20 protein-coding genes are annotated in these 22,000 nt (G+C 38.2%); 10 read left to right on the plus strand and 10 right to left on the minus strand.

From position 1 onward, the window contains the following. The first annotated feature begins 54 nt into the window (after nucleotides 1-54). From MTO68_RS00150 to MTO68_RS00170, 5 genes are all read left to right on the plus strand, one after another. Nucleotides 55-849, plus strand: coding sequence for an OmpA family protein (locus MTO68_RS00150; RefSeq protein ID WP_244014545.1), 795 nt, complete (start codon nucleotides 55-57; stop codon nucleotides 847-849). A gap of 586 nt (nucleotides 850-1,435) precedes the next feature. Beyond that, entirely contained in the window at nucleotides 1,436-3,265 is a 1,830-nt protein-coding gene (ilvD, locus tag MTO68_RS00155; protein WP_004718884.1) for a dihydroxy-acid dehydratase, read from the plus strand. A 248-nt stretch (nucleotides 3,266-3,513) separates the two neighbouring features. Then, nucleotides 3,514-4,854 carry a hypothetical protein gene (locus MTO68_RS00160; RefSeq protein ID WP_034618051.1) on the plus strand — a complete coding sequence of 447 codons (1,341 nt, stop codon included), beginning with the start codon at nucleotides 3,514-3,516 and terminating at the stop codon, nucleotides 4,852-4,854. Continuing rightward, entirely contained in the window at nucleotides 4,847-5,137 is a 291-nt protein-coding gene (locus tag MTO68_RS00165) for a chorismate mutase (protein ID WP_016539541.1), read from the plus strand. The genes MTO68_RS00160 and MTO68_RS00165 overlap by 8 nt, the downstream gene beginning before the upstream one ends. 52 nt (nucleotides 5,138-5,189) lie before the next feature. After that, complete coding sequence (locus tag MTO68_RS00170) at nucleotides 5,190-5,567, plus strand: surface-adhesin E family protein (protein ID WP_239046711.1); 378 nt, start codon at nucleotides 5,190-5,192, stop codon at nucleotides 5,565-5,567. A 171-nt stretch (nucleotides 5,568-5,738) separates the two neighbouring features. On the opposite strand, the gene MTO68_RS00175 is transcribed toward MTO68_RS00170, so the two are convergent. Further along, nucleotides 5,739-7,136, minus strand: a complete 1,398-nt coding sequence (locus MTO68_RS00175) for a glutamine synthetase family protein (RefSeq protein WP_244014547.1) — start codon at nucleotides 7,134-7,136, stop codon at nucleotides 5,739-5,741. 208 nt (nucleotides 7,137-7,344) lie between these two features. Here MTO68_RS00175 and MTO68_RS00180 point away from each other — a divergent pair, with 208 nt between their 5' ends. Further along, nucleotides 7,345-8,088 carry a sulfite exporter TauE/SafE family protein gene (locus MTO68_RS00180; protein ID WP_004818219.1) on the plus strand — a complete coding sequence of 248 codons (744 nt, stop codon included), beginning with the start codon at nucleotides 7,345-7,347 and terminating at the stop codon, nucleotides 8,086-8,088. A 138-nt stretch (nucleotides 8,089-8,226) separates the two neighbouring features. On the opposite strand, the gene MTO68_RS00185 is transcribed toward MTO68_RS00180, so the two are convergent. Further along, nucleotides 8,227-9,132, minus strand: coding sequence for a LysR family transcriptional regulator (locus MTO68_RS00185; RefSeq protein ID WP_244014549.1), 906 nt, complete (start codon nucleotides 9,130-9,132; stop codon nucleotides 8,227-8,229). Between the two features lie 317 nt (nucleotides 9,133-9,449). On the opposite strand from MTO68_RS00185, the gene MTO68_RS00190 reads away from it, so the two are divergent. After that, nucleotides 9,450-10,139 (plus strand): aspartate/glutamate racemase family protein, encoded by a 690-nt coding sequence (locus MTO68_RS00190; protein ID WP_244014551.1) that lies wholly within the window; start codon nucleotides 9,450-9,452, stop codon nucleotides 10,137-10,139. A 71-nt stretch (nucleotides 10,140-10,210) separates the two neighbouring features. Here MTO68_RS00190 and MTO68_RS00195 read toward each other — a convergent pair whose 3' ends face one another. The 4 genes from MTO68_RS00195 to ribF form a co-directional block, all read right to left on the minus strand. Next, nucleotides 10,211-10,696, minus strand: coding sequence for a peptidylprolyl isomerase (locus tag MTO68_RS00195; protein WP_004818226.1), 486 nt, complete (start codon nucleotides 10,694-10,696; stop codon nucleotides 10,211-10,213). Further along, nucleotides 10,689-11,228: a signal peptidase II gene (lspA, locus tag MTO68_RS00200; RefSeq protein WP_244014552.1), complete on the minus strand. Its 540-nt coding sequence runs from the start codon at nucleotides 11,226-11,228 to the stop codon at nucleotides 10,689-10,691. Before lspA ends, MTO68_RS00195 begins: the two co-directional genes overlap by 8 nt. After that, nucleotides 11,221-14,061, minus strand: coding sequence for an isoleucine--tRNA ligase (ileS, locus tag MTO68_RS00205; protein ID WP_004718871.1), 2,841 nt, complete (start codon nucleotides 14,059-14,061; stop codon nucleotides 11,221-11,223). The genes lspA and ileS overlap by 8 nt, the downstream gene beginning before the upstream one ends. A gap of 61 nt (nucleotides 14,062-14,122) precedes the next feature. Next, nucleotides 14,123-15,124, minus strand: a complete 1,002-nt coding sequence (gene ribF, locus MTO68_RS00210; protein ID WP_004718869.1) for a riboflavin biosynthesis protein RibF — start codon at nucleotides 15,122-15,124, stop codon at nucleotides 14,123-14,125. 207 nt (nucleotides 15,125-15,331) lie between these two features. Here ribF and MTO68_RS00215 point away from each other — a divergent pair, with 207 nt between their 5' ends. Continuing rightward, nucleotides 15,332-16,462 carry a TDT family transporter gene (locus tag MTO68_RS00215; protein WP_244014554.1) on the plus strand — a complete coding sequence of 377 codons (1,131 nt, stop codon included), beginning with the start codon at nucleotides 15,332-15,334 and terminating at the stop codon, nucleotides 16,460-16,462. A 181-nt stretch (nucleotides 16,463-16,643) separates the two neighbouring features. Continuing rightward, the gene (locus MTO68_RS00220; protein WP_244015940.1) at nucleotides 16,644-17,360 is read left to right on the plus strand and encodes a nucleotidyltransferase domain-containing protein; all 717 of its coding nucleotides are present in this window, start codon (nucleotides 16,644-16,646) and stop codon (nucleotides 17,358-17,360) included. 49 nt (nucleotides 17,361-17,409) lie between these two features. On the opposite strand, the gene MTO68_RS00225 is transcribed toward MTO68_RS00220, so the two are convergent. From MTO68_RS00225 to MTO68_RS00240, 4 genes are all read right to left on the minus strand, one after another. Then, nucleotides 17,410-18,711: a solute carrier family 23 protein gene (locus tag MTO68_RS00225; RefSeq protein WP_004718863.1), complete on the minus strand. Its 1,302-nt coding sequence runs from the start codon at nucleotides 18,709-18,711 to the stop codon at nucleotides 17,410-17,412. Nucleotides 18,712-19,024: 313 nt separating this feature from the next. Continuing rightward, a complete protein-coding gene (locus MTO68_RS00230) occupies nucleotides 19,025-19,486 on the minus strand; it encodes a hypothetical protein (protein ID WP_244014556.1) in 462 nt (153 codons plus the stop codon). Between the two features lie 14 nt (nucleotides 19,487-19,500). Further along, complete coding sequence (locus tag MTO68_RS00235) at nucleotides 19,501-20,820, minus strand: M15 family metallopeptidase (RefSeq protein WP_244015941.1); 1,320 nt, start codon at nucleotides 20,818-20,820, stop codon at nucleotides 19,501-19,503. Nucleotides 20,821-20,822: 2 nt separating this feature from the next. Then, on the minus strand, nucleotides 20,823-21,254 hold the full coding sequence (locus tag MTO68_RS00240; RefSeq protein WP_004718858.1) for a hypothetical protein: 432 nt from the start codon (nucleotides 21,252-21,254) through the stop codon (nucleotides 20,823-20,825). A gap of 63 nt (nucleotides 21,255-21,317) precedes the next feature. On the opposite strand from MTO68_RS00240, the gene MTO68_RS00245 reads away from it, so the two are divergent. Then, complete coding sequence (locus MTO68_RS00245; RefSeq protein WP_034614737.1) at nucleotides 21,318-21,983, plus strand: hypothetical protein; 666 nt, start codon at nucleotides 21,318-21,320, stop codon at nucleotides 21,981-21,983. Nucleotides 21,984-22,000: the final 17 nt, after the last annotated feature.

A 22,000-nucleotide genomic window follows, 5' to 3' on the forward strand; every position in this document is an offset into this window, starting at 1 on the left:
CAAGGAAGATCGAACGGTCTTCCTTTTTCTTCACTAATTTTTAAGAGAGAAAAAATGAAAGCATTTAACAAAAAAATTATGTTTAGTGTATTCAGTGGTCTTGTGATGTCATTGAGTCATGCTGCTGAAGTTGAAACATCAAATATCCAAGAAATTCATTTTCCTGAAGTAAAAGACAGTTATTTAAAGCAAGTGAATCGTTATGAATATGATGACGTGGCACGTTTAGATAAAGGTTTAAGCAAAGATCAGATTCGCCATGTTTTGGGGAATCCACAATTTTCTGAGGGCCTTTTTGCTGTTAAAACTTGGAACTATGTATTGGATGTTCGAGAGCCGAGTTCCAATCAATATAAACGTTGTCAGTTACGCATAGACTTTGATAAGCACTACCGTTCAGAAAATCTATATTGGAAAGGTGAACAATGCCAAGGTCTGGTGGCTTGGGGCATCAATAACCAATCCGCGACAGAACAAACGGCTCTATCCGCTACAGGCCAATCAGCCAGTGTTTTATTCTATTTTGATCATTCAGGTAAAAGTGGGGTAAAAAATCCTGAAGTGATTAGCAAAATTGCTGATCAAATTAAGCAAACTGATGGGAATAGCAAGATTTTTGTTGCTGGTTATACTGACCGTTTAGGTTCATTTCCGTATAACCAACGTTTATCAGCGGCGAGAGCCAATACCGTTGTAGATTTATTGAAACAACAGGGTATTCCTGCGGATCAAATTCAATTTTCAGCAGAAAATAAAACGGATGTGTATCAGAAATGCAATGGAATGAACAAAAAAATTCAATTGGTTGAGTGTTTAGCACCTAATCGCCGAGTAAACATCACTTGGTAAAACTGAATGCATAATCAAATACCTTCAGTTTAAAAGAAGGTGTTTATTCTTCAAATAGATTGAACCTTATTGCATACCAACGCCCGATGAAATTTATCGGGCGTTTTAAATTATTTACTGTTCTGGTTTATTTTGAATAAATCATACATCACCAAATGATATCGATTACCAAGTTAACCGAACAGAAGCATCAGCAAAAAAACATTTTAATTAAACAGAAATAATCTGTTTGAAAGTGAATAAACGAGGATCGTTTAGAGAGCTTTTATAAAATAAAATTTAGTGAATTTTGTTAAATGATAAATATTTTTTATTAAAAAATAAAAAATTATTCATAGAAGTTTTGTGTCTTATCCAACACGATAGCGTTATATTAAATTCTAATGTTTTATTTATCTATAAAGCTTGTTGGAATATCAATAGACACGTCTTGTTTAAAAAAAGATCATGCTTAAGATCATTGGTTATATGCTAAGTTATAGTATGATGTGTTCATATTTCGACTGATTTATTGCTATATCATCAGTTCTATTTAGCCAGAGTGAATTGATATTCATTTCAAGCTCAAACAATGTTGGAAATACAAATGCCTGACTATCGTTCAAAAACATCGACACATGGAAGAAATATGGCTGGTGCACGTGGCTTATGGCGTGCAACAGGAATGAAAGATGAAGATTTTGGTAAACCGATTATTGCGGTAGTCAACTCATTTACTCAGTTTGTCCCTGGTCATGTGCATTTAAAAGACTTAGGTCAGCTGGTTGCTGAACAGATTCAAGCAGCGGGTGGTGTGGCAAAAGAATTCAATACGATTGCAGTCGATGATGGTATTGCAATGGGGCATGATGGCATGCTGTATTCATTGCCTTCGCGTGATTTGATTGCAGATTCTGTTGAATACATGGTCAATGCGCATTGTGCAGATGCCATGGTGTGTATTTCTAACTGCGACAAAATCACACCAGGGATGTTAATGGCGGCAATGCGTCTGAACATTCCTGTGGTATTTGTTTCTGGCGGTCCAATGGAAGCGGGTAAAGTTAAAATCCGTGGTACAGAACATGCGATTGATCTCGTTGATGCGATGGTGGTTGCTGCTGATGATAGTTTTACCGATGAAGAAGTAAAACAATATGAGCGTTCAGCTTGCCCAACTTGTGGTTCATGTTCAGGTATGTTTACAGCCAACTCAATGAACTGTTTGACAGAAGCCCTTGGTTTATCTTTACCGGGTAATGGTTCAACTTTAGCAACCCATGCAAATCGTCAAAAATTATTTGAAAAAGCCGGTCAATTGATTGTTAAGTTGGCAAAACGCCATTATGAGCAAGATGACTACACCATATTACCGCGTTCAATTGCGACCAAAGCATCTTATGAAAATGCGATGACGCTAGATATTGCAATGGGTGGTTCAACCAATACCGTATTGCATTTATTGGCCGCGGCACATGAAGCAGGCGTTGATTTTACCATGGACGATATTGATCGTTTATCGCGTAAAGTGCCTGTGTTGTGTAAAGTTGCCCCTGCAAAACAAGATGTCCATATGGAAGATGTCCATCGTGCGGGCGGTATCATGTCAATTCTAGGTGAATTGGATCGTGCAGGCCTATTGGATACATCAGTCTATACCGTACACGAAAATACGTTGAAAGATGCCTTAGATAAATGGGATATTATTCGTACCGAAGATCCAGAGGTTTACGAGTTCTTCCGTTCAGCACCAGGCGGTGTTCCGACTCAAACAGCATTTTCACAAAACCGTTATTATCAAACTTTAGATGGTAACCGTGAAAAAGGTGTGATCCGTAATGCTGAACATGCATTCTCTAAAGACGGTGGCTTGGCTGTACTGTACGGAAACATCGCTGTGGACGGTTGTATTGTAAAAACTGCGGGTGTAGATGATTCGATCCTGAAATTTAATGGTACGGCTCGTGTCTTTGAAAGCCAAGATGCTGCTGTAGATTCAATTCTTGGTCATGAAATCAAAGCTGGTGATGTGGTTGTCATCCGTTATGAAGGTCCTCGTGGTGGTCCGGGTATGCAAGAAATGCTTTATCCAACCAGCTATCTAAAATCGAAAGGCTTAGGTAAAGAATGTGCTTTACTTACAGATGGTCGTTTCTCTGGTGGTTCTTCAGGTCTTTCCATTGGTCACGTATCGCCAGAAGCTGCTGAGGGTGGTGTTATTGGATTGGTTGAAGATGGCGATTTGATTGAAATCGATATTCCAAATCGTACAATTCATCTCGCTGTTGATGATGCAACCTTAGCTGCACGCCGTAAGGTTCAAGACGAAAAAGGTTGGCAGCCAGCTGAAGAACGTCCACGTAAGGTTTCAAAAGCATTAAAAGCTTATGCTATGCATACCACCAGTGCGTCGAAAGGTGCGGTGCGTGAAATCTAAGCGTTAAAATAAGATTCCCAAACAAAATAAAAGCACTCATGGATTGGGTGCTTTTTATTGCATTGACCTAACGATTTAAATTTTATCGAGTTTTGGGATATTGATCATTCAGATTCAAATTGTTATAAGTTTTGTTATGACTGGTTAGAATTAATTTTCTCAGCATCACCCGTGAATGAATGGTATGCTTGAGCGAGTTTCAATCAGATTTTCTTTTATTTTTCAGTGCTTATTTCGAGGCTCTACGCATGTCACTGTTACGCCGTTGGTTTGATCCAATCCGATCGAGTTGGTTTTACCAAAAGCCGATTCGTCAAGAGGTGTTATCTACGGAACAGGGACTGAGTATTTATCTGCGTTTAGATGATGTTTATAGCTATCTTGCTGTACAGCAACTGACCCAATTGGAAGATCTTTTAAGTGATGATTTAAAGCCACTTAAAGTGATTATTTCCAATACCGCAGCAGAACCCCCCAATGGCATGACCATAGAAGAATGGCGCAATTATAGTTTAGAAGACGCCAAAATCTTAGCCAATCAACATCGCTTTAGTTATGATGATGAAAAACCAGAACAACCGACTCAAGAAGCATTACAACAAGCGGAAACAATTCTTAGAAATACACCGCTAACCGGTCAAAATTTTCTTTATTTACTCGAAGATGTATTTCATATGCTGTGGCAGCAGCAGTATGGCAAATTGCGCACTTTATTCGTGATGGCCAGTCAGCATCAAAAACCACAGAATTTTCCAGAACGTGTGTTTGGTCAAAGTCCAATTTTAGAAAGCTATTTTGAATTTGGTGGACGTAAATATCATGCAGTGGATGATTTATTACGGTTAACTCGTCGTTTAAAACAACAAAAATTATTGATTGATAACCCTATTTTTCTGATCAATCACATTGAATGGCGTGAGCATTTGATGAGTGATGCAGAAGAGCTTGCTGAAATTCAGGCCATGCATCCTGAACTTGATTTATATATTGCCTTAGAAGACCCGATCAGTTGGTTATTATTGGCATATATCAAAGAAGAACTCGCAAATTATTATAATATTCAGTTGAACCTATTTCCGCTGAGTTATCACGGTAGGGACTTTTTTGACTGGAGTTTGGCGACCCGTCTTTCCAAGCGTTCAGAAGTGAAATTTACCCCGTTCTGTCGTCCGACTGCCGAAAGCACCTTAAATATGGCAAAGCTTTATTACAGCGTAGCAGAAGAGCAACGTGTAGATGTGATGTATGACATTTTACAGGCGGTTTGGACCAAGGGGCGTGATTTATCATTCAAGCCGCATTTACAGCAAATGCAACATGATTTAGGGATTGAAAATCTAACAGATATTGACGTTGAAGCTTTATTAACAGCCAACGATCAGCAATGTGCAGAGAAACATCAGCCTGATTTTCCTGTTTTAGAATTGCGTATTGAAGGAAAGCGTTACGTTTTTAATAGCCTATATCGGGTTTGGATGATTGAAAGTATTTTTAGTAATGTGTTAGAACAGAAGTATAAAGCCGAGAATGAGTTGGAACGCGCTCAACATCATATAGAAGCACAGGATGCAGAAAAAACAGATGATTAAAAAAGAGAAATGTGAATCATTAGAACAAGTACGTGATCGAATCGATCAGTTGGATCAGGAACTGATTGAGCTGATTGCAACCCGCCAATTTTATGTTGATCAAGCTGTCCGATTTAAACGTAATGTAGATGACGTACAGTCTCCAGAGCGTGTACAACAAGTGATTAATAAAGTACGTCAGAAAGCCATAGATGTTGGCACCAACCCTGATTTGGTGGAAATGCTCTATCGGGAAATGATCCAGCATTTTATCCAAAGAGAATTAAAAGAAATCCGTCCATAACGGTGATGTGATTTTAATTTTGCCCATAAAAATATTTATTTTAGAGAACGGTATGAAAAAAATTATTCTAATCTGCATCACAACAATGTTGAGTCAGTATGCACTTGCAGAAAATTGGAAATTTATTGTCAAAGATGAGGATGGTAGTTTTTATCTAGATACCGATCGTATTGTGAAAAAAGACAAAACGGTTAATTATTGGGCTAAGTTTGTTGCTGATGCAGACAGTGAAGAACTGGATATGAAAAAAGGTGACTATACACTTTCTCATAATTTAGACCAATGTGCTGATCGTACGACAAATATCACCTTGGTTGAAGATTATAAAAAAAATGGTCAATTGATCAATAGCGATCCACAAGATTCAGATCCAAGTGATATCGATGATGATGAAATTAATCTGGCATTTTTTAAAGCCGTGTGTAAATAGTTTCTAAATTGTTATTTATTTCAATACTTAAAGCATAATCAGCTTTAAGGCAATTCAGTCTAAGCTGCTTAAAATCCCTTTTATATAAAAGGGATTTTTTTATTGATCACTGTTAATTTATGGCCATCATACTATTTTAATTTAAGGCATTAGAATTTTTAAATCAGCCCTTTATATGCCCCATTCCAATTCTGCATTTGTGATTTTATTGATGACAGTTTGATATTCAAATTTTTTACATGCACACCATAATTGGATAAAATCTGAACCAAAATATTGTTTAAAGACTGCATGTTTTTCAAATAATTGCAGCGCTTCAAGCTGATGAGAGGGTAAGAAATGCTGTGAGTTAATCACTTTTACTTGTTGGATTGATTGAGGTAAATCCAGTGCTGCATGTAAGCCATGCAGTACCCCCGTCAGAATGGTTGCAACACACAAATAAGGGTTGACGTCTGCACCCGCAACACGATATTCCAAGCGTTGATTGTCCTGATCTGAACAGGGGATACGAATCGCAACATTGCGATTATTGAAGCCCCAATTGGCTTCGAGTGGAACATGATTGCCAAGTTGGAATCTACGAAATGCGTTAATATTGGGTGCTAAAATAGCCATGGATGCGGGCATTAAGTCAAGTAAACCTGCAATCACTTTATGCATGATGGGGTTTGGATTTTTCAACTGATCTATTTTAAAAAGATTGTCTTGCCATTGATTGCGTATGCTCATATGAAAGTGCATGCCACTGCCTGCTATTGCCATATTTGGTTTCGCCATAAAACTGGCTTTTAAACCATGTTGCATCGCAATTTGACGAATCATTCGTTTAATACTCATGATGTCATCACACAGTTTTAAAATGTTGTCACTGTGCTGAATATTTAATTCAAATTGTCCAGAAGCACTTTCAGCTACAACACCTGTTAAATTAATATCTTGTCGTTTTGCTTCTAATTCAATTTGTTGAATGACAGTTTGAAAATTATGCGGAGTATCGACATCGAAACATTGGGTAGAAAGCGGATCAGATTGGGGAGAAAACGGGGCATCTTGGATATTTTTAGACAAATAAAACTCGATTTCACCGGCCATCATTGGAAAATAGTGCATCTGATGCAGTGTCAATAAAATTCTTTTTAATATATTGCGAGGCTCAATCACACAATCTGAACCATCATCGGATTTCATGGTTAATAGCAGCTGGGCATGCTGATTGGGTTGATCTGCACAAGGCTTTAGACTGCCCAAGACGGGCATACATAAGCGATCGGGTTCGCCAATATATTTTCCCAGCCCACTTTCTTCAACCACTTGACCATCCAAGCTCATCGCATAAATAGACAACGGAAAATAACAGCCTTTCTGCAATTGGTGGAGGGCATTTACTTCAATACGCTTACCACGAAGATGACCATTGAGATCATGTAAGCAGATATCAATAAACTGGGTCTCTGGATAATCTTCTAAATATTGTTGAATTTCTTTGTTGAAATCATGCATGCCCTGATTTTCTAAGATCAGTGCTGTGGGGAATATTTTTGTAGAATTGGCAAGTGACATATTCATTGTGAATAAATCCAAATGGGGTAAAAAAATTATAGAAAGCTTGTTTGCTCTAGTAACGTAAAATGATCGTAAATTCTTTTCTTAGATACTTAGCCAAAACACTCAACATCAAGCCTCAATCATTGCTTGAGGCTCTATCCTAAAAACAGTGATATTTCAAAACAAAGCTTTGACGTAGCATTGCCTCAGAATATTGAGGTAAAATGACATGATGGGATTTGTAATTGGTGTATTTGCAATTGCAGGCATGATTAAAGGCACAATTGGTCTCGGCTTACCTGCCGTTTCAATGGGACTTTTAAGCCTTGTGATTAGCCCATTCCAAGCCGCAACTTTATTGATCATTCCATCTATGGTGACCAACTTTTGGCAATTGTTTGCTGAAGGTCATGTATGGCGGTTGGTTCGCCGTTTTTATCCCTTATTGTTGGGAATTATTATCGGTTCAATTTGGAGTATTTTCCCCACTTTAGGCCACTCTAGTGGTGGTTTTCATAGTGAAGCATTACTGGGTGGAATGCTGGCATTGTATGGACTCTATGGTTTATTTTCCAAACGTATGCCAAATCTTGCACCGCATGAAAAATGGCTTTCCCCAATCATTGGATATTTAGGCGGTGCTTTAACTGTTGCCACGGGAGTGGTGGTGATTCCTGTGGTCCCTTATTTACAATCTTTGCAGTTAAAGCGTGATGATTTGGTTCAATCTCTAGGTTTAGCTTTTACCGTTTCAACATTGTGTCTTGCTGTTTTCTTACATCAAAATCCTGTTGAAGATACGCCAATTGATTATCAGTTATCTCTTATTGCTTTGGTGCCTGCATTAATAGGAATGTGGGTGGGAACAAAAATTCGTTATCGTATTCCAGAGCAAAAATTTCGTAAAGTTTTCTTCTGTGGCTTGGTGATTTTTGGCTTATATTCGGTATTGCATCAATTTGGTGTGATCTAGTCTGAGGACAAATGGTCGTGTAATGGTTCTGTCCGCACATGTGAAGCTATGACCATATTGGGTAAACTGAAAAAATCAAAGCAGATGATAGCGATTTAGTTAATTTTAAAAATGAATATAAGCGTGGTACTTAAGTCTTTAAGCTAAAATCAGTTTCGATTTTTGTGAAATTAAAAATTGGGCAAAGTGTTGATATGCTGTTGGAAGTTCATCAAAATTTTGAGCAGCCAATTGTAGTTGGCGTTTTGCCCATTCTCCAACCAGCTCAATTTGATCAAATGCATACAGTTGATTGAGTCGCATTGCTGCCCGTTTGGGCATAATGGCAATGCCGACACCACTTGCAACCACTTGTGCGATCGCAGCAAAATTTGGCAATCTTAAACGATACTGAATTGCACAATTGAGCAATTTGGCTTGGTTTTCAATCGACTGCTGTAGAGAGTGATATTGCATTAAACCCACAAAGGCATAGTTCAGAGTATCGACCAGTCTGAGCTCTGTTCGCTGGCTTAATTCATGATTTGATGGACAAATCAGCACTAACGGATCATCTGAAAAGGCTAAAGTTTGTAATTGATGTGCATTAAAAAAGCTCGAAATTAAGCCGAGTTTTGCATTGCCTTTTTCAATGGTCTGAATAATTTCATTACTTTCAGCTTCCTGTAGATCAATCTGAATATGTGGGTTTTCAACTAAATACTGAGGAAGTAATAAAGGCAGATATTCACTTTGTGCAGATGAATTACACCACAAAGTCATCTGTGTGCTTAGACCTTTTGCGAAGGGTGACATCGCTTGTTCAAGCTGTTTACTGTGTTGTATTAGACGTAAAGCCTGTTCTACAAAAGTTTGACCTGCAATTGTGAGTTTGACCCCAGAGGCATGCCGGGTAAAAAGGCTTGTGGCATATTGTTGTTCGAGTTTTTTAATACGTTCACTGGCTGCCTGTAGTGAAATCGACGAGCGTTCTGCGCCTTTGGTGAGGCTTCCTGTGTCCACGATATTGATAAACAGTTGCAAATCGAAGAAGTCTAGGCGCATGCGAATCATAAAGAGCTGAAATGAGATCAAAGTATAGCTGAATAATCATACAAATATGCGATATCGTGTAGATTGTTTCAACGATGAGTAAGACGAGATTTAAATTGAAACAATGAAGGCTTGATCACGACGATATCGTACGATAGTCACTGGATATTTAAAGTGCTTGTATTGGAAAATATATAGGTTTGAAACATAAGTAACTTGATTGATATTGATCATATGCCTGACTTGCCCAATTTGAGTCTAAAACGCAAACCATTGATGAAATCTCAAAACACCCTAGAAAAGATGAAAATTCTAAGCGAGTAAAAAAAGTGAAAACGATTGGTTTATTAGGTGGAATGAGTTGGGAATCTACAGACTTGTACTATCAACAGCTGAATAAAAGCGTTCAACAAAAATTAGGAAAATTACACTCTGCAAAAACTGTTTTAATCAGTGTTGATTTCGCTGAGATAGAAATATTACAGCGTCAAGGCTTATGGGACGATGCAGCAATGTATTTAACAGAGAAGGCAATTCAGTTGGAGAAAGCAGGGGCAGAAGGGATCTTACTGTGTACCAATACCATGCATAAAGTTGCTTCTACTATTGAAAGCTCGGTCTCAGTTCCATTTATTCATATCGCAGATGCAACAGCAAAAGAAGTTTTAAATCAGAACATTGGCAAAGTTGGTTTGCTAGGTACTCAATTTACCATGGAACAGAACTTCTATAAGCATCGGTTAGAACAACAAGGCATCAATGTACTGGTGCCTAACCAAGCGCATCGACAGCTGGTTCACAATATTATTTATGATGAATTGTGTTTAGGTGTGATCAAGGAAGAATCTCGTCAAAAATACATCCATATTGTTGAGCAGCTAATATTAGAGGGTGCTGAAGGCGTTATTCTGGGATGTACAGAAATTTGTATGCTCATTGGAGATACTCAGTTTTCTGTTCCGCTGTTTGATACAACGTCGATCCATGTGCAAGCTGCTGTGGATTTTGCTTTGTCTTGATCTTTTAAAGGGGGTATTTTTATCAACAAAAAAGCTCCCGGAGGAGCTTTAAATACTATATAAGCAAAGGCTTACATAATTTTCACACCTTGTTGACCCGCAGGAGTAACTTTGAAGATTTCTACTTCAAAAGTGATATTTTTACCTGCGAGTGGATGGTTGAAATCCACTTCTGTGATGTCTTCACCGACAGTTTTAACCACGCCAAATAGACTTTGTTTGGCTTTGTCTTCAAACTCAATCATGTGGCCTTCAACAGGACGTTGTTCGAATTTTACTGTATCGAATTTTTGCACATTTTCAGAATTCCACGGACCGAAAGCATCTTCTGGTGGAAGGCTAACAGTACGACGGTCACCTGCACGAAGACCAAATAAGGCTTTTTCAAAACCTGGCAATAAACTGCCATCCCCGATTACTAAGCTTACAGGCTCTTCACGGCTACGTGTGTTATCAATTTCAACACCACTTTCGATGGCAACAGAAAAATGCAGTTCTACTTTTGAGCCATCCGCAACACGCGTTTCGTCATTGGGGTTAATCATTTGTTCAGTCATTTTGCGCTTCCGCACGTTGAATACGATGCTTTTCTAAAAAGAAGGTATCAATTAACAATAAAATCGTACCGAGAGTGATCGCACTATCGGCAATGTTGAATGCAGGGAAACTACTGCCTTGGTAATGCAAATGAATAAAATCGACCACATAACCTAATGTCACACGATCAATTAAATTCCCCAATGCGCCGCCAAGAATCAATGCGATTGCAGTGGGTAAGATCAGCGTGGTTTTTGGCATACGCATAAGCCAAAAAATAAAGATGATCGATACAACGCCTGCAAGGCCTGTGAATAAATAATGCTGCCAACCACCCGCATCAGACAAGAAGCTAAATGCTGCGCCGTAATTATGCAGTAATGTCCAATTTAAGAAGGGCAGTACAGGTACAGGTTGAGCATAAGTCAGCTCTGCACTTGCAATATTTTTTGTCCATTGGTCAATGATAATGGCAAGGACAGAAAGTCCAAGCCACATCAAATTATGCGGATAAAACTGTAATAAGCCCTTTTTATTTTGCGGATTAGGCATATTTTCTCTCTTCACCTTGACCTGTAGGAAGGTTAATAATACAACGAGAACAAAGCCCTGGATGTGCATGATGTGTATTCACATCTGGAAGAACATGCCAGCAACGTGCACATTTTTCGCCTTCAGCAGCAGAAACTTTAACACGTAGGCCTTCAAGCTCTGTTGCTTCACCTTGCTCAGCGTAGTCATAAACAATCGCTTGAGAGGTGATCAAGACAAAACGGAGCTCATCGCCCAATTGCTTCAAGACGTTTTGTAGGTCTGTATTTGCCCAAAGTTCAACTTTAGCAGACAGGTTACTACCGACCAATTTCGCATTACGCGCTGTTTCAATCTGTTTATTAACCGCAGATTTGACTTCAATTAAGGTTTGCCAATCTGCTTCAGAGATCAAGTTGGTACTTGATGCCACTGGAATATCATACCAATGCGCTGTAAATACATATTTTTCAGTTTGTTCTGGGATCAATGGCCACGCTTCTTGTGCTGTAAAGCTTAAGATAGGGCTCATCCAACGAACAAAGGCTTGAACCAAATGATACAACGCAGTTTGAGCAGAATGACGTGCTGTTGAATCTGCTTTAGTGGTGTATTGACGGTCTTTGATGATGTCTAAATAGAAACCACCCAAATCATTGATACAGAAACTGGTCAAAGCATTGGTGACGACATGGAAGTTCATATCTTCATAAGCTTGCTGAATGGTTTTCTGTACGTCTGCTGCACGTTGTAAGATGTATTGATCCAATGCAATCAATTGGTCTACAGGTAACGCATCTGTTGATGGTTTAAAGCCGTTCAAGTTTGCCAATAAGAAACGTAAAGTATTACGAATACGACGATAGCTGTCACTTACACGGCTAAAGATTTCGTTACTTGCGGCAATTTCATAACGATAATCGCTTGATGCAACATATAAACGTAAACCATCCGCACCTAACTGCTTGATGATGTCTTCAAGTGGGATAAAGTTACCCAATGATTTTGATAATTTACGACCTTTTTCATCCACGGTAAAACCATGCGTAAGCAGGGCTTTATAAGGTGCGCGTTTATGGATCGCAATCGACGTGAGCAATGAAGACTGGAACCAACCACGATGTTGGTCAGAACCTTCAAGATATAAATCAGCAGGATCTTGCAGTTCTGCACGTTCACGCAATACTGCATAGTGCGTTGTACCTGAGTCAAACCATACATCGAGTGTGTCACGAACAGCATTGTACTGTTCAGCATCATCACCGATAAATGCTTTGGCTTCACGGTTATACCAACCATCAATGCCTTCTTTTTCGATGAGCTTCGCCACATCTTCAATGAGCTCTGCGGTACGAGGATGCAATTCATTGGTGTCTTTATGTACAAAGAATGGAATCGGCACACCCCAAGTCCGTTGACGAGAGATACACCAGTCTGGGCGGCCTTCAATCATTGACTTGATACGGTTTTTACCCCAATCAGGGACAAAGTCGATGTCATTTTCAATCGCATTTAAAGCATCTTGGCGTAACCCATTCGCATCCATGCTGATAAACCACTGTGGGGTTGCACGGAAGATGATTGGTGTTTTATGACGCCAGCAATGTGGGTAACTGTGCTTAATTGGCAGATGCGCCCAGAGTTTGCCAGCATCTGTTAATGCTTCAATAATTTTTGGATTGGCTTTATAAATGTGCTCGCCTGCAAAAAGAGGCGCAGTCGGTAAATATACACCATTACCACTTACAGGGTTTTCTACTTTTAAGTTATAGATTAAGCCAACTTTATAATCGTCCACACCATGTCCAGGTGCAGTATGCACAGCACCTGTACCACTGGTTGCGATGACATGTTCACCTAAAATTACAGGTACTTGACGATCTACAATCAATGGATGTTGTAATTGTAAGTTTTCGAGCGTCGCACCAACAAAGTCAGCCAATACTTTTGGTTGTTCAAGTTTGTAACGTTCACATGCAGATTCAACTAAATCTTTGGCTAAGATTAAGTTTTGTGTGCCACGCTCAGACTGAACTTCCACCAATTGATAGGCAATATCTGCATGTAAGGCAACTGCTTGGTTCGCGGGTAATGTCCACGGTGTCGTTGTCCAAATCACGATATCTGTTGGATTACTAACGCTGACACCAACTTTTGCAGACAAATCAGCAAGATCTACAACACCGAAACCCACATCAATTGCATCAGATTTTTTATCTTCATATTCCACTTCTGCTTCAGCAAGTGATGATCCACAATCCATACACCAGTTCACCGGTTTTAGACCGGGTTCGATATGACCTGCTTTGGCAATTTCACCGAGCGCGCGAACAATATCTGCTTCTTGTTTGAAGTTCATGGTGAGATATGGATTATCCCAGTCTCCAAACACGCCCATACGAACAAAGTCTTTTTTCTGTAATTCGACTTGAGTATATGCATATTCACGGCAGGCTTTACGGAAAGTCGATGCGTCAACTTTTACGCCAACTTTACCGATTTTTTCTTCGACTTTAAGCTCGATTGGTAGACCATGACAGTCCCAACCTGGAACATAAGGTGCGTCAAAATCATCTAAAGTGCGACTTTTAACAATAATGTCTTTTAAAACTTTATTGACGACATGACCTAAATGCAATGAACCATTTGCATATGGAGGACCGTCATGCAGAATATATTTTTTCTTGCCAATACGCGAAGCACGAATCTGCTGATAAATGTTGTCGGCATACCACTCTTCTAACCATTTTGCTTCACGTACTGCGAGATTTGCTTTCATTGCAAATTCAGTACCTGGTAGGTTTAGCGTGGCTTTATAATCCACTGCATTTTCAGAAGTTTGCTTATCGCTCATGCAAGTTGTCATCCAATATTATCAGCACCATTGCTGACGCGTTTTACAATAAAAGTTTAAGTTAAAAAGGAAATTTGGGGGTGTTTTTGCGAAACTCAAGCAAACGCTCGACATCATCATCAATTCCCGCCTGAAGCGCTTCAAGTGATGGGTAATTTAATTCACCATGTAAATAGTCGAGGAAAGTGACTCGCATTAACAGACCATACAGATTAGCAGAAACATTTGGAAAATGTACTTCTAATCGCCATTCTGGATGTTCTTGTTTGATTGCAGGGCGTGTTCCCACATGGCCCGCACCAAATAACGCATCTGTTTGATAGCCAGCAACACCTATTTTATCGGGGTTCTCAGCTTTGACTTTCTGTGTCAATGAGGTACTTTCGCAAATAACATCGACAGCATAAATACCACTTAAACAGGGTTTATGACGGCCAAGTCGAACATTGATGGTTGGAAAATTCAAAGTACGACCAATTTGATCACCATATTGCACACGACCAATCATGCTGTATGGGCGACCCAATAATTTTGCTGCAAGTGATAAGTCACCTGCTTGGAGAACTTGGCGAATACGGGTTGAACTGACACGTTCGCCATTAAATTCAATGGTATTGAGATTGGTGACATCAAAACCATATTGTTTTAAAAATTCACTATTGCCTTGACGGTCTTTACCGAAGTGAAAATCATCACCTAAGATCAAACTTTGCGCATTGAGTTTGTTTTTTAACAGGCTTGCAAAGTTTTCAGCACTTAAGCTACGGAATTGATTATCAAATTTAGCGATAGCAATATAATCAACACCCAATTCAGATAAATATTCTACTTTTTCTCTGAGTGATGAAATCCGTGGTGGTGCTTCATAACCTTTGAAAAACTCTAAAGGTTGCGGTTCAAAAATCATCACCAAGGTTTTTAAATTTTGGGCTTTCGCCACTTCTTTGAGTTGAGAAACCATCGCCTGATGTCCCAAATGGACACCATCAAAATTGCCAATCGTCACAGCGGTTTGGGGCAATTGAAAATTTGGTGCTAAGGCATTTAGACGTAACAGCTGCATGGTTTCAAAATAAGCTTAAAATTTGAAAGGACTATATATTGCCATAATCTCACAGTTTCGTCTTTGTTGTTGTGTTTTTATCCAGAAAAAAATGACTGAGAATACTTTTATATCAGTAAAATTGATTCATTTTATGAAATTAAATCAATTTTATTTATTAAAAGATGCTTTTATAATCAATTTATCTGCTGAAATGAGGATGAAGCGATGAAAAAGCCATTTTACCAACTTGAACAAACAGGTGATGTGATTCGACAGTTTACGCCAAACTGGTTCACCATGACCATGGGAACAGGGGTTGTTGCACTGATCTTGCCTGAATTTCCGTTTGCATCTGATTTTTTATGGCAGGTGGCAACTATTTTATGGCAGTTTAACACGCTACTGTTTACTGTATTTATCATACTGTATGTTCTACGCTGGCTCATCTATCCTCAAGAAGCGAAGCAGATTTTTTCCCATCCCGCAATGGCACTCTTTTTAGGTGCAATTCCAATGGGGTTGGCAACAGTACTAAATGGCTTTTTAAAATATGGCATAGCCATTTATGGTGATGTTGCGTTCCAAATTGCGCAGTTGTTGTGGTACGTCGATGTGGTTTTAGCGGTGGGTATCGGGGTGCTGGTACCGTTTTGTATGTTCCATAAACAAGATCATCAATTGCATACAATGACTGCAATGTGGTTATTGCCAATTGTGGCCTGTGAAGTTGCAGCAACATCAGGCGGCTTACTTTTAGCGCATATGCATGCGAGTCAACAAGCGGTGGCTATTTTATTCGCCAGTTATATGCTGTGGGGGATGTCTGTATTGCCTGCTTTTGGGATTCTCACCATTCTGATGTTACGTTTGGCTGTACATCAATTACCGAGCAAAGAATTGGCAATTACAAGCTGGTTAGCTTTAGGGCCAATTGGTACAGGTGCATTGGCACTCTTGGTTCTAGGTGCTCAGGCTCCTCAAGTTTTGGCATTGATTCAGTTAGAAAATTTAGGTGTGTTCTTTCAAAATGCTGGGATTGTGGCAAGTTTTATTTTGCTTGGCTTTGGTGTGTGGTGGGTTGCAATCGCAATTCTAACCACACTCAAACATGCGGCAACCGAGCTACCATTTAATCTCGGTTGGTGGGGGCTAACTTTCCCACTGGGTGTATTTATCTTGGCAATATTGAGTTTAGGTCACCAATTACATCTCAGTTTTATTGTAGATACAGGCTTAGCATTTGCTGTAATTTTAATGATGTTGTGGGTGATGGTGATGAGCAAAACTTTGCGGGGAATGTATCAAGGGAATTTGTTTTTTTCTCCTTGTTTAAAGACTTTTTTAGAACGTGAATAAACAGAAAACCTTGTTAATCCGTCTATAAAACAATCATTAAGAACCAATGATAAAATCGCCCAAGCCCAATTGTCTATTGATTACAGTTGGGCTTTTTTAATATTGAAATACAAAATAAATATTATATAAGCAGTATGATGTTGGTTTGAGAAAATTTAAAAATGGATGAATGTTGCAATCAATGAGGATTCAAAAAGAATTTCAGCCCGTGCTAGAAGAGGTGATTAACGCTTTTAGTCGCAGCTTTGCCGAAGATTTACATAGTATCTATGTTTATGGCAGTGTCGCTCAAGGCACTGCAATTATCGGTCAGTCAGATTTAGACCTTTGTGTTATTTTTAAAAATAGCCCTAAAAATTTAAATGAAAAGATTGCTGAAATAAGCGCAAATCTTAAGGTTTTACACCCATTTCTGCCTAAAGTTGATGTCGATATTGGTTTTCTAGACGAGGTTTTAAATAAGCATTCCCTACAAAGTTGGGGAGCATGGATCAAATTCTTTTGTCAGCATATTTATGGAGAAGATTTATCTGCGCTTTTTAACGATGTTCAAATTGATCGAGATGTAATTAAGGCGATAAATAGTGGTTATGATGCAGATATACAAGGGTATTTACACATATTAGAGGCATCTGATCAAACAGCAAAAGAATTAATCAACCTTAAAAAATCTTTAATTAAACGGATAATACGATTGCTTCCTTTGACATTGGACAATATAGAAGGATGGCCATGCAATTTAAACGATACTGTGGCACAAGCGATAGATGTATATCCTGAACAGAAAGCAGCGTTTCAATACTTGTTAAAAGAACTTGATCATCCAAATGTATCGAGTGAGACCTCGCTCCAAGAAATAAAAAACGTTTATTTGTGGATAGATGCTCACATTATATAAAAATAAAAAAAGCAGCCTTTTGGCTGCTTAAAATAGGTTCAATTTATAATTATGATTTATCTTTTAAGCTAAAGAACCAGTTGAGAATCAATGCTGCAAACGTTGCCGTACCAATACCACCCAAGTTGAAATCACCAAATTGAAGGGCAAAGTCACCCGTTCCTAAAATGATTGTTACTGCGGCAACCATCAAGTTTTTATTTTGAGAAAAATCGACTTTGTTTTCAATCCAAATCTTCGCACCCGCAATGGTAATTAAACCAAAGACCACGATTGAAGCACCTGTTAAAATCGCCGTTGGAATGGTATGAATAACTGCGCCAAATTTAGGTGAAAACCCTAAGAAAATTGCAAAAATACCCGCAATAACAAAAACAATCGTAGAATAAACACGGGTAACGGCCATTACACCAATATTTTCACCATAGGTGGTCATACCAGGTGCGCCGACACCACCAGAAAGCGTGGTTGCAATACCATCTGCAACAAAAGCTTTACCAATTTGTGGATCTAGGTTTTCGCCAGTCATGGCACTGACTGCTTTGATGTGGCCCAAGTTTTCTGCCACCAAAATTAAAGCAATCGGCGCAATAATTAACATTGCATTGAGATCAAAAACAGGTGAATGGAAAGTGGGTGTACCAAACCATGCAGCTTGTTGAATCGGCGTGAAATTAATCGGTGTTCCATTTCCCATTACATTTGCAACAATGAAATAGATCAAATAAGCCAATAACAACCCGACCAAGAGCAATAAGCGTTGTAATAGCCCTTTCGTGAATACAGCAATTGAACCCATACACAGTACAGTGACCAATGCCATCCACATATTAAAGTCATTGCCAGCGACACCTTTCACCGTAACAGGCGCAAGGTTTAAACCAATGATCATGACCACTGCACCAGTCACCACTGGTGGCATGAGCTTTTCAATCCATTTGGTCCCCGTTGCCATCACGAGCAAGCCGAACATTGCATACAACACACCACATGCCATGATCCCGCCAGCTGCAACAGCTAAATTTGCATTTGGTGTACCTGTACCTGATGCAGCATAGCCAGTTGCAGCAATTACGACCCCAATAAAGGCAAAGCTTGAACCTAGGTAACTTGGAACACGACCACCCGTAACAATAAAGAATAAGATGGTACAAATCCCTGACATTAAAATGGCAAGGTTTGGGTCAAAGCCCATTAAAAAGGGTGCGAGTACAGTTGCGCCAAACATGGCAAATGCGTGTTGAATCCCTAAAACGACACTTTGCGCAGGAGGTAAATACTCATTGGTACCGACAGGTCTTGCATCAATGCTGCCAGAATAAGGACGCCATTTGGGAAACCAGTTGGACATAAATTGAGCACTCAAAAAACAAATTGGACACATCATACGCTTTCTTTTCGAGAGTTTTAATCATTTTAGTCAAACTAAGCACTTGCATTTATTAGGGAAAATTGATGTTTTGTACCATTTGGTCAAATAATTAAATAATGTTAGTGCGTAAAATCAAAGTATTAAAAAAAATAGATATAAAAAAGAAGAATAATTCAGGATTTTGTAACTGCTTAAATTTTTTCCATTCAAATTGAGATTTTTTTGCAATTGTTGATGAATTAGGCATTTTATTTGTGTGAAGTTGCTTCTAAATTAATAGTTTCATTTTTCGTTAGCACTGATTCAACGTTCTTCTGTTTATATACTTTATATAATTTTGAAGTTCTTTTTCTAACTCGACAAGATTTTTATTATTAATCATATGCTTCTCATATTTTGGAATTTTCGACTTTAGAGTTCCTTCATTATTTAAAACAGTATAACTATAATTTTCTCTGTAACCTGTTAAAAATTTTGAATTGAAAAAATATAATATTGTCTCAGTTCCATATACTCCAGAATCACCATCTATTTGAGAAACAATCACACAATTTTTTTTATCTAATTTATAGATACTAATTTCATTATCAAAGACAGGACCTCCATTTTCAACTTCATAATCTATGGTAAAGCTCTGTAAGATTTTAAATTTATTTTTAATTTCATATCCTGTATATTTATAAGAATCAGTGATTTTAGTTGTACAACCTCCAACTATAAAAATAAAAAATAACAAGGCTAAAACATTTTTCATAAACACTCCGAAAGCTAAAAATTTAATTTTTTATAATTACTTATACCAAGTACTAAAAGTTGAGGTCTTAAGTCACGCCATGTTTTTCCATTCGGATGTAATTCGAAATGAGGCCTATCAATTAGGGATTTCCATCGACCACCCCATACTAATCCTAATTGTTCACCAATTGGTCCTAATTTTTTATGATCTTCTTCTGCACTACTTCTTCTGTCTTGTGGAGATAATTTCTGATTATAGGCAACAATTTCACCATCTCGCACAGACCAAACATCTACAGCCAAACCATATTGGTGATAACTTTTTAATGGTCCCGCTTTTGTAACCCCGCTAGATAAAGCGCCTTGTGCTGCAGGGCTTCTATAACCATCCGTAATTGTCCAACATATGTTGAGTGTTTGGTAGCCAGTATTAATTAATTGAATTATGTAGGGTTGATATATTGGATGAAGTTCAGAAATTCTAGCTAATGCCCGTTTGTAATGCTTTTCTCCTCCACATGCCTCTGGTAATAAGCCACTAGTATTGACAGGATCAGGTGCTTCCACTTCAGCCACAGGAGATTCTTCTTTGTTTTGAGAAGCATTCTGTTTTACTTTTGGTGGCGTAGACGTCTTATCTTTCTTGCTCTCAATTTTAGCTTTTGCTTGAGTGGGCCCTACTTTACGCTCATAAACTTTTAACTTTTGATTCTCACGGAGATGATCATCGCTTAGCCCATTAAGCTTTTTAATTTCATCGACCGTATTAGCTGTAAGCTTTGCAATTAAAGTTAATGTATCTTTGTACTGAACCACAATGATCGTGGTTTTTTCTTGCTGACGAGGTTTTGTTTCTACTGGCTTAGTTTTATTTTCAGATGTTGCTGTTTTTTTGGCAGGGATTTTTAGCAATTGCCCAGGATGAATATCTGTATCACTTTTTAAATTATTTATTTTGATCAATTCTGATGTCGTTGTTTGATTATCATTCGCTATTCGAGATAAATAATCACCTTCAGCCACAATATAGGTTGATCTTAGATAAGTACCAGTTGCCACATCCTTTGTAGAAAGATTCACGCCTTTCAGTAAAACTTTTGGGCTACGAACAATAAAAATTGTTTTTTCTCCAACCAGCTGTATTTTGACTTTAGATTGATATTCCCCAGATGTACTACTCCTGATCCTCACATCAATCATTGTGCCTATTGGTCGCTTAAACCAAACAGATTCACCACTGGCAGGAGTAACATGATCAGATATAAGAGAAGACCCCACCCAAAGTTGATGGACTAATCCTTGAATAGGTTGTTCTAATACATCAAGAAATTTAATATTTGCTAAGCAATCCATCATTAAACCTCTTGATCATGCTGGTCATGTGAACGGCATAGGTATTCAAACGCGTCCTCATCGTCAAGACCATCATCTACAGACACAGTCCAATCTTCTTCTGTACCAATGAGAATATCGTAGTCATCATTATGGTCTGAGCTTAGTCTTTGGGTTCGTCCATGCTGATCCAGTGTCCCTGAAACATAGGTGTTATTTTTATTATTGATGAGTTTATATTTCACATTAGAAAAATCAGTCTGATAAAAAAGATCATAAAAATCCCATTTATTACTAAATAGAGTCTCTTCTTTTAAGATAGGAAGTGTTGGAATTTCAGCTTTAACACGACTTCCCGTTTTAAACTGATGTTGCCCGGCAAAAACTTTAAAATCATTTGGTGTTTTAATTGTTATGCCATTTTTTGAAATGATGATTTGTGAACCACCAGCCATGACTATACCATTTATTAGTTTGTTGATATTATATGTTTAGCATATCTTACAAAAATGAACAATATGACTTTTATCATTGCTATACAACTTGAGGATGGTGTAGTGGTTGCTGTAGATAACAAAAACATTCAATTAAAAGATAAAAATATCAATGATTTTGAGGAATATGACGATGTAAAGTTGTATGGGTGGGATGGCGGTGTTATCACGGGAACGGGTGAAATGTATGTCATTGATAAAGCAATAAGACTTTTTATTAATAATGCTGAATCTGATCTTAAAAAATTACCAGAATGTTTAAATATATCGAGACAAATTCGTGAAATGGAGGTTGGTCAGCATGAGCAAATCCAATCATCCAAATTGCTCTATTCAAGCTTTAGTGATTCAGGTGCAAAAATTTTTGCGGTTGAATGTGATGAAACAGGCGTTTATCGAACTCGTGAATTTCAAAATAACGATGTAATCGTTTGGTTTTTTAACCAAAATATTCAGGAAATAACGCAAGATTTAAACAACTTGTATAGCAAAGCACGAAGTTATAGTTCTTTTGAGCAACAAGCAGATGGGTTTAATTATTACCTTCATCCTATTGCAGAAATTTTCTATAAACAAAGTCAAGTCGATACTTGGATGAGTAGCAGTTTTAATATTTGCTTCCAAACAAGAAACCAATGCTTTTCTGCCTATATCCATAATCAAAGAAATGACTTTATCAAGAGTCACTAAGTTGAAGGGGTACCTAT

Source organism: Acinetobacter sp. NyZ410 (assembly GCF_022828975.1).
Classification (GTDB): Bacteria; Pseudomonadota; Gammaproteobacteria; order Pseudomonadales; family Moraxellaceae; genus Acinetobacter; species Acinetobacter guillouiae.

What these genes read in the sequence shown, in the direction of transcription:
- MTO68_RS00150 (WP_244014545.1), top strand. Translation starts at nt 55, where the DNA reads ATGAAAGCATTTAACAAAAAAATTATGTTTAGTGTATTCAGTGGTCTT.
- ilvD (WP_004718884.1), top strand. Translation starts at nt 1,436, where the DNA reads ATGCCTGACTATCGTTCAAAAACATCGACACATGGAAGAAATATGGCT.
- MTO68_RS00160 (WP_034618051.1), top strand. Translation starts at nt 3,514, where the DNA reads ATGTCACTGTTACGCCGTTGGTTTGATCCAATCCGATCGAGTTGGTTT.
- MTO68_RS00165 (WP_016539541.1), top strand. Translation starts at nt 4,847, where the DNA reads ATGATTAAAAAAGAGAAATGTGAATCATTAGAACAAGTACGTGATCGA.
- MTO68_RS00170 (WP_239046711.1), top strand. Translation starts at nt 5,190, where the DNA reads ATGAAAAAAATTATTCTAATCTGCATCACAACAATGTTGAGTCAGTAT.
- MTO68_RS00175 (WP_244014547.1), bottom strand. Translation starts at nt 7,136, where the DNA reads ATGAATATGTCACTTGCCAATTCTACAAAAATATTCCCCACAGCACTG.
- MTO68_RS00180 (WP_004818219.1), top strand. Translation starts at nt 7,345, where the DNA reads ATGATGGGATTTGTAATTGGTGTATTTGCAATTGCAGGCATGATTAAA.
- MTO68_RS00185 (WP_244014549.1), bottom strand. Translation starts at nt 9,132, where the DNA reads ATGCGCCTAGACTTCTTCGATTTGCAACTGTTTATCAATATCGTGGAC.
- MTO68_RS00195 (WP_004818226.1), bottom strand. Translation starts at nt 10,696, where the DNA reads ATGACTGAACAAATGATTAACCCCAATGACGAAACGCGTGTTGCGGAT.
- lspA (WP_244014552.1), bottom strand. Translation starts at nt 11,228, where the DNA reads ATGCCTAATCCGCAAAATAAAAAGGGCTTATTACAGTTTTATCCGCAT.
- ileS (WP_004718871.1), bottom strand. Translation starts at nt 14,061, where the DNA reads ATGAGCGATAAGCAAACTTCTGAAAATGCAGTGGATTATAAAGCCACG.
- ribF (WP_004718869.1), bottom strand. Translation starts at nt 15,124, where the DNA reads ATGCAGCTGTTACGTCTAAATGCCTTAGCACCAAATTTTCAATTGCCC.
- MTO68_RS00215 (WP_244014554.1), top strand. Translation starts at nt 15,332, where the DNA reads ATGAAAAAGCCATTTTACCAACTTGAACAAACAGGTGATGTGATTCGA.
- MTO68_RS00220 (WP_244015940.1), top strand. Translation starts at nt 16,644, where the DNA reads ATGAGGATTCAAAAAGAATTTCAGCCCGTGCTAGAAGAGGTGATTAAC.
- MTO68_RS00225 (WP_004718863.1), bottom strand. Translation starts at nt 18,711, where the DNA reads ATGTCCAACTGGTTTCCCAAATGGCGTCCTTATTCTGGCAGCATTGAT.
- MTO68_RS00230 (WP_244014556.1), bottom strand. Translation starts at nt 19,486, where the DNA reads ATGAAAAATGTTTTAGCCTTGTTATTTTTTATTTTTATAGTTGGAGGT.
- MTO68_RS00235 (WP_244015941.1), bottom strand. Translation starts at nt 20,820, where the DNA reads ATGGATTGCTTAGCAAATATTAAATTTCTTGATGTATTAGAACAACCT.
- MTO68_RS00240 (WP_004718858.1), bottom strand. Translation starts at nt 21,254, where the DNA reads ATGGCTGGTGGTTCACAAATCATCATTTCAAAAAATGGCATAACAATT.
- MTO68_RS00245 (WP_034614737.1), top strand. Translation starts at nt 21,318, where the DNA reads ATGACTTTTATCATTGCTATACAACTTGAGGATGGTGTAGTGGTTGCT.